This is a genomic window from Stecheria intestinalis (assembly GCF_009696165.1).
GTDB lineage: Bacteria > Bacillota_I > Bacilli_A > Erysipelotrichales > Erysipelotrichaceae > Bulleidia > Bulleidia intestinalis.
In genome coordinates, this window is record NZ_VUMN01000054.1 from 1 (window position 1) to 6,709 (window position 6,709).

A 6,709-nucleotide genomic window follows, 5' to 3' on the forward strand; every position below is an offset into this window, starting at 1 on the left:
TGACTTTGTCTTTGATCTTCTTCATCCGGATCACCTCCAGATGAATGCATTAGTTCGGAAGAGACATGAAATCAATGGGACATTTTCATTTGATCACGTGTGGGACATTTTCATTTAACTATGACACTTCAAAACTTGAGTTCCAGAAAATGTGATATCTGAAATATAGCACGTTGTTTCGATCGCATGCGATGAGTATACAAGCACGATGCAATGCAAGATTCCCTGCACTCTTGATCATAATACCAGCGAGTCTTAGATCCATTTTTTAATAACTAGATCAGAAAATATGATTTATCATTTCTGAATCTGAATCGGATAATTCTCCTTATCGAAAGAAATGGTCTTTCCGGGATGATTGATAATACCGGTAAGCTGAGTAGTATCGGTATCGTCAGCGTCATATAGTTTTACTGCTTCGCTCTGAATCTCTGTAAATGATCCGGAATCCGCAAGCGAGTGCAGATCACCATCGCCATAGTAGAACCATATTTCTGAAATTTCAGGAACTTCTTGATAAGAAGAAGTTGACCAGGCTACTTTCGGATAGCCTTTAATGATCGTGCCGGTTTTCCATGTGGAAGTAAGGTAGATTGTTTTTAATCCATCTTCTCCTATAACGCTGAACGGAGCGAAGTAAGTGGTATTGTCCAGCAGGGAATAGCAGAGAAGATTGTCATATACGGGTGAGATACAGTAATAACCTGGAATATCTGCTTTGACTACTTTATCTCCATCCACATATCCAGCTTCCATCTTCGAGAAAGAGGTATAAGAGCCTTTCGGATGAGTATTGCCGCTGCACCCGGCCAGAGTGAGAATCGATAAGCAGGTGAGCATTTTCAGACCATTGCTGAAGAATTTCATTCCAGTATCCTTCCTTTCTGTTCTACGAAGCTTGTTTTCAGTATGGAACATTCATGCATGATTGATACTCTGATGAGATGAATTCCTCACTTCAGAATAATGAATTCATTCTGATGAAGAACTTCAACTTCCTGTTTCTCTTCATCGGAAACATCAGCAGATCCCATCACGGTGGAATAGTAGCTTGTCATTGCGAATCAGCTGCCAGCCATTGCTTTCCGCAGCGACTTCTCCTCCTTTACCTGGAGCCTCTGAGGTATTGCAAAGCACATAGTTCTGAAAATCCACCCCATCAATCGAAGCAAAGTTCCAGTTGTACCAGTACAAACCATATCTGCTGTCAGATTTCTGGAGCGGGTTGGCAATTTCCTGATTGAAATTCAGCGCAAGGTAGATCCGATCTCCTTCCTCTGCCTTTTCCCCGGTTATCTGCAATTCAAGATCCGGGAGCGGTGACAGAACTCCGACTGATACAGAATCATCAGACTCTGTATCTCGGAAGGCAAACCAGGAATACCCATCTTCCGACGAAAGGTATTCTGCCTGGATCTGATCAGGAAACCTGGTAACTTCTGTTTCCGGTTCAGTATGCTGAATATAAGTCGGTAAGATCGCACTTTCATCGACAGCAGTATAGATGGTTCCAGTATCGGCATCGGTATAAGAAGTCGGTTTAGGAACAGGTGTTTCTGAAGGTTCAGAAGGAACTGCAGTGCTTTCTGGTGCAGCGTTCAGAGATGGAGATGGGCTGCTGGAAACCACTGCTGTTGAAGAACATGCAGTAAGCAATAAAGAACTGAAAACCAGTATGATACTGAAATGATTTCTCATGGCAATGCCTTCCTTCATCACCAACCTAGCAGAAAATCTGATTGGGAACAATGACTGAGTGAACATTTTTCCTTAAGCTTTTCTTAAGTTCCAAAGAAGTTCATCCTTGACCTATCTTCTGAGCACATGATCTTTCCTGGCAGACAGCTAATGATAATTATTGAGTTTCAGTTTCCCAGATAGCCTTCTGCTCTCTGCATGGAATCTTTTCTTGCCTGCCGGTATCCATCTGTTTCTGAAGCAGGGATGACTTCCGAAGCATAGTTCTCCGAAAGTACCAGAACTGTCTCGTACTGGCGATCTGTTCCAAGCGTCATATCCTCACTCAGTTCTATCGTGCTGAAGGCAGATGCAGGATAGCACCCAAGTTCGTTTGCACGGATAGAATAAAGATTCCCGGAAAGCTTGGAAAGATTCAGCAGATACTCCTGGCCAATCATCATCGGAAGATATCCGCAATAAGTGGATTCCATCTCTCCGAGCAGTGAATAGGGTTCAATGACCTGAATCTGCTTTCCCGCTTCCAGCTTTCCTGAAAACGCCTGATTGATCTGCACAGTAGTGATGATGGAACCTCCCGAACACATTCTGGATACAGGAGTTCCTATTATGATCTCTCCTTCCAGAAACGAACTTGCATATTCCTCGATATGATCTCCGTAAGAAAACACAGTTCCGAGCGGACTTACCGTTACCGGATAAACCTGTTCCAGTTGTTCTGAAGGCGTGATCGGATAGCTTCCCCGAAGAAAGAAGCCAGTTCCTGCAGAAAGCAGAGAGAATGCAATCAGTCCGCCAGCTATTTTCTGAAATCCCATGGCATGATCTCTCCTTCCTCAATCGTGATGATGGAATCACTGATCTCCTTCAGTTCATCCAGATCATGATCTACCAGCAGAATCACTTTTTCCTTTGCCCGTTCTTCCCGGATCACATCAAACAGAATCTCTCTTGACTGCAGATCCAGGCTATTCGTAACCTCATCCAGGAGAATCACATCCGGGTCTTCCATGAATGCCTGAATAAGCATCAGCTTCTGCTTCATTCCAAGCGAATAATCTCCGGCTTTCTTGTTTTTCGCTGAACCGAGACCGAATCGATCAAACCAGGAGCGGATCTGTGTATCAGAAACCACCTTCCGGAAAGACGCCAGAAATCGGATATTCGCTAATCCGCTGAGATCATTAATCAGTTCCGGCTTTTCAATCGATACACCGAATCGGAAATCAGAAATCGTATCAGAAGAAACGATCTTTCCGTTATACTTCACGGTTCCTTCTGTAGGCTCCATCAGTCCGCACATGCATTTCAGAAGGACAGACTTTCCGGATCCGTTTCTTCCCTTCAATCCCATTACAGTTCCTCCATTGATGGAGAGATTCACATTCCGGAGAATTTCCTGATTGCCGAATCGCTTGCCGACCTCAGTCAGCTTCAGTTCTCTTTTCGTCATAGTCCCACTTCCTGTTCATCAGAAACAGCAGATACCCGAAGATACCCACTCCCCATCGGATTCTTAATCCGAGAGGCGTATTCAGCACTGGCGTTCCAGCAAGGAATACCCAGTCGTTAATCACTTTCAGCACAATATGAAAAAGAAAGGCCAGAAACGCAGCAGTACTGCAATTCACCCAGCGTAACAGCAGATATCTGATCGCTCCTGCAAACAGGATCACGCACAGGCTGTCTGTCAGAAAGTCAGAAATCATCATTCCATTGAAGCTGGCAATCACAATCGGCAGAACCAGATAGAGCACGCCGAATTCTGCCAGAATCATTAGTTCCGTCAGAAACTGATCATTCTTTCTTCCAGACCGATCTCTTCTGACCTGCACAGACTGCAGATGCAGAATATGATTCGCCTCCATGCATGCAATGAAATACAGTGGAACCATTACCAGCGGAATCACATACTCCCCGCAGGCAGTCAGAAACACATCCCTGCTGTTCCAGCTATAAACGGCATACAGATATACAGAAATCACACAGAGAAGAGAAACTCCGAGGAGAATCTGAACTCTCCGGATTCTCTGCAGAAGCCGGAAACACTCTATTGCCATGGCTTCTCCTTTTCTGCAGCAGACCGGATCATAAACCGGAAGAGCACCAGATAGACCAGTGGACCAATGAAGTTGAAGAAAGACTGAACTGGTTTTGGAACAGTAGCCAGCCAGCTTTTCTGAAGCAGTGATACTGAAGTGAAGTCAAATAACGATCCGAGTCCTCCGGGAACTGCCAGCAGCACAATAGAAAGAACAATCATGACCGCAAACGGACCGATCGCAACTGCCGCCCTGTTTCTGGTAAAGCAGCTGATCAGAAAGCCAGCCATTCCGAAAGCGGCCGCATAACCAGAGATCATGATCACAAAATAGTCAAGGTACAATACCGGGCGGGCAAAATACAGGCTTGGATACATCACTCCGCTGTTCAGATTCAGAGAAACTCCGAACCGGATTTCCGGGCACGCCATTTCTGCAATAATCACATCAAAGAGAAAACAGCAGAGATAGAAAAACAGCACCAGAAGAAACGAACGAGCAGCAGACTCAGCCGCCTTCTGCAGCACGAACTTCTTCCGATCCGTTCTCGTGAAGATTGCTTTTCTGAGCGGATAATATGCATTGAACTGCTTTCCGCAGGCAAATGCCGAAATCAGAGGAATCATCCAGCAGAGGAGGTTCTCAACCAGAGAACTATTCAGCGCATTGAGCACATAAAAATCCAGAACGGAAAGATCCTGAATATTCCGCTGAGACAGAAATCGATAGCACTCTATCCCAAACGCAAATGCCATGATCACCAGCCATTTACTCGAATCAGCTTTTCTATTCTTCATCTGATTATCTGAAGGGGCACTTTCATAGCAGCCCCTGCCTTTCTAGTAAGTCAATGTGCCGTTAATGGTATATCCACCCAGGTTATAATTTGCGCTCTTGAAATACACTTTGTGGACCGTTCTCTCAGTCCTGCCATCGGTGAAGGTTACAGTTGCTCTTCCTCCTCCCTCTGTTGCCATTCCCCAAGTAGTCAGATGTGTTTCAGAGCTATCAACCGCCCAGAAATTTACCTTGTCAATTTTATTCCCAGTTTTCATCAGAGTGACAAAGAGATACTGACCATGGCAATATGCATCGAGATAATATTCTGCAAGCTGCTGACGTGCAGGAATATAGAAATTTACCAGATTCACATTTGTATCTCTAGCAAGAACCGGTACACTGAAGATAGAAAGCAAAAGCAATATTGCGGTGAGAACTTTTCTTATTTTCTTCATAATCGTCCCTTTCCTAATCCCAAATCAAACGTCAAAGAAATTGAGAGAATCATTACCGTCCCGGAAATATCCCGGGATTTATTGAATGCCAGGGCTTCTCATCATAACCTCCTTTCGAAATTTGCATTTCTCCAATGACACATCAGTCAATAGCGTATTATTTGGCTTGAAAGCTAAAAGTCCTTTCTGCCTTTCCTAAGAAATTGTCTAATAAGCGTAAATATCATCCCGCTATGAACAAGCTTTCGGTTAGCCTGGTGGTTTTTTCGCAGTTGCCACTTCTAATTTATTCTTTCCACGTATTCTGAGATAAAACTTCAGTATTTTGACTACATTGAAAGTTTCTATCTTGAAGTAGAAGAAGATTTTGGATCGATGAACTTTTGTGAATACTGGAATGTCATCTGCATGGTATCTTCTTTCCATCACAAACATGATTTCGTCGACAGCATTGCATTTGCGGCTGAACGTACGATCGGAAATAGGATAATCAGGAAGATCAACACTATGAAGCGCATACTGAGCACGAACATCAAAGCACACCATTTCTACGGTTTCATCATCCGTAAAGCCAAACAATTCCTTGATGATCAGAGCACCGATAATGTAATTAGCAGGCACAGCAGGACGAGAAGCGCCATTTCCACTATAAAGGACTTTAAAGGCATTACTGTCAATGGCAGGGAACACATACACGGCAAAGTCATGACCCCAGGACTTCTCCAGAATTCTCAAAGATCTTTCCGACAGCTTTCCGAAACTGCTGTCCATTAAATCTGTGTGTTCAGGTTACTCCAATGTGCCCTATCTACCTATCAAGCGTAGCTATTATCATAACTGCATGGTGTTCCGTTAACAGAGATTAATACTTTTTACGTCCAAGCCAAATTTTCATTATCAAAGGACTAATCTTCAATTTGGTCATGGTATCGTTTTAGTTCAACCTTTGAGATCAAATAACGAGATAAGACATTCCCGCAATTCGAACATTTATTAGTTTTATATGTCAATTTGTAATAAACATTATCTTGATGCCCATAATACCCATGCGTGCAGGTCTCCCATTCCCAGGCGTATTCTACAGTAGTGACCGAATTCGCCGTCATTTTTCCGCACGAAGGACAGGGAGCAGATCTGGCAAAACTGGTAATTGTTGAAGTGGAGACTGCAACAAAGAGAGCAAGTGCTGTAATTATTTTTTCATCTGAATAGTTTCCTTTCATTTAATGGTGAGGATCCTCTGTGACTCAGTATATACAATTGCACTTATCAGTTTACCCATCTTGTTTATTTGGCATGATTTTTGTCTATTTGGTAACTATGTCATAGTTAAATGAAAATGTCCCACACGTGATCAAATGAAAATGTCCCATTGATTTCATGTCTCTTCCGAACTAATGCATTCATCTGGAGGTGATCCAGATGAAGAAGATCAAAGACAAAGTCAAGGCTCTGGAATTACTGCAGCAGAGGGATTCAAACCCTAAGATTACATGCCAGTGGATAGCTGATCAATGCGGTTACAGCAGGAAGCAGATTGAACGATTGTCTACCGAAAGAAAGGAAAAGGATACGTCTGCTATCCTTACTCACGGCAATACCGGAAGAAAGCCGGCAACCACTGCCTCTGACCAAGAGATCGGGTACCTTGAGGAACTTAAGAAGACGTATCCGTCAATCACCATAGCACAATTCAGGGATATCTATCTGGAAGACGTCATCAGAAACAAGGAT

Annotated in this window: 9 protein-coding genes; 1 reads left to right on the top strand and 8 read right to left on the bottom strand. The window is 43.5% G+C overall.

Annotated features, from left to right (window positions below; all coding sequences use genetic code 11):
* Nucleotides 1–297: 297 nt before the first annotated feature.
* From FYJ51_RS13130 to FYJ51_RS13770, 8 genes are all read right to left on the bottom strand, one after another.
* Nucleotides 298–867 (bottom strand): hypothetical protein, encoded by a 570-nt coding sequence (locus tag FYJ51_RS13130; protein WP_105304698.1) that lies wholly within the window; start codon nt 865–867, stop codon nt 298–300.
* Between the two features lie 153 nt (nt 868–1,020).
* A complete protein-coding gene (locus FYJ51_RS13135; protein WP_105304699.1) occupies nt 1,021–1,698 on the bottom strand; it encodes a hypothetical protein in 678 nt (225 codons plus the stop codon).
* A gap of 167 nt (nt 1,699–1,865) precedes the next feature.
* Nucleotides 1,866–2,516 (bottom strand): hypothetical protein, encoded by a 651-nt coding sequence (locus FYJ51_RS13140; protein WP_105304700.1) that lies wholly within the window; start codon nt 2,514–2,516, stop codon nt 1,866–1,868.
* A complete protein-coding gene (locus FYJ51_RS13145) occupies nt 2,498–3,151 on the bottom strand; it encodes an ABC transporter ATP-binding protein (protein WP_105304701.1) in 654 nt (217 codons plus the stop codon). The genes FYJ51_RS13140 and FYJ51_RS13145 overlap by 19 nt, the downstream gene beginning before the upstream one ends.
* On the bottom strand, nt 3,123–3,758 hold the full coding sequence (locus FYJ51_RS13150) for a hypothetical protein (RefSeq protein WP_105304702.1): 636 nt from the start codon (nt 3,756–3,758) through the stop codon (nt 3,123–3,125). Before FYJ51_RS13150 ends, FYJ51_RS13145 begins: the two co-directional genes overlap by 29 nt.
* Nucleotides 3,749–4,537, bottom strand: coding sequence for a hypothetical protein (locus FYJ51_RS13155; RefSeq protein ID WP_105304703.1), 789 nt, complete (start codon nt 4,535–4,537; stop codon nt 3,749–3,751). Before FYJ51_RS13155 ends, FYJ51_RS13150 begins: the two co-directional genes overlap by 10 nt.
* Before the next feature lie 42 nt (nt 4,538–4,579).
* Nucleotides 4,580–4,975: a hypothetical protein gene (locus FYJ51_RS13160; RefSeq protein WP_154505990.1), complete on the bottom strand. Its 396-nt coding sequence runs from the start codon at nt 4,973–4,975 to the stop codon at nt 4,580–4,582.
* A gap of 249 nt (nt 4,976–5,224) precedes the next feature.
* A complete protein-coding gene (locus FYJ51_RS13770; protein ID WP_235897293.1) occupies nt 5,225–5,710 on the bottom strand; it encodes a transposase in 486 nt (161 codons plus the stop codon).
* A gap of 687 nt (nt 5,711–6,397) precedes the next feature.
* Here FYJ51_RS13770 and FYJ51_RS13170 point away from each other — a divergent pair.
* A partial coding sequence (locus FYJ51_RS13170; RefSeq protein ID WP_154505991.1) for a hypothetical protein occupies nt 6,398–6,709 on the top strand: 312 nt, incomplete at its 3' end.

Bases quoted from the DNA above. Each gene is read 5' to 3' on its own strand.
- FYJ51_RS13130 (WP_105304698.1), bottom strand. From the start codon at position 867: ATGAAATTCTTCAGCAATGGTCTGAAAATGCTCACCTGCTTATCGATT.
- FYJ51_RS13135 (WP_105304699.1), bottom strand. From the start codon at position 1,698: ATGAGAAATCATTTCAGTATCATACTGGTTTTCAGTTCTTTATTGCTT.
- FYJ51_RS13140 (WP_105304700.1), bottom strand. From the start codon at position 2,516: ATGGGATTTCAGAAAATAGCTGGCGGACTGATTGCATTCTCTCTGCTT.
- FYJ51_RS13145 (WP_105304701.1), bottom strand. From the start codon at position 3,151: ATGACGAAAAGAGAACTGAAGCTGACTGAGGTCGGCAAGCGATTCGGC.
- FYJ51_RS13150 (WP_105304702.1), bottom strand. From the start codon at position 3,758: ATGGCAATAGAGTGTTTCCGGCTTCTGCAGAGAATCCGGAGAGTTCAG.
- FYJ51_RS13155 (WP_105304703.1), bottom strand. From the start codon at position 4,537: ATGAAGAATAGAAAAGCTGATTCGAGTAAATGGCTGGTGATCATGGCA.
- FYJ51_RS13160 (WP_154505990.1), bottom strand. From the start codon at position 4,975: ATGAAGAAAATAAGAAAAGTTCTCACCGCAATATTGCTTTTGCTTTCT.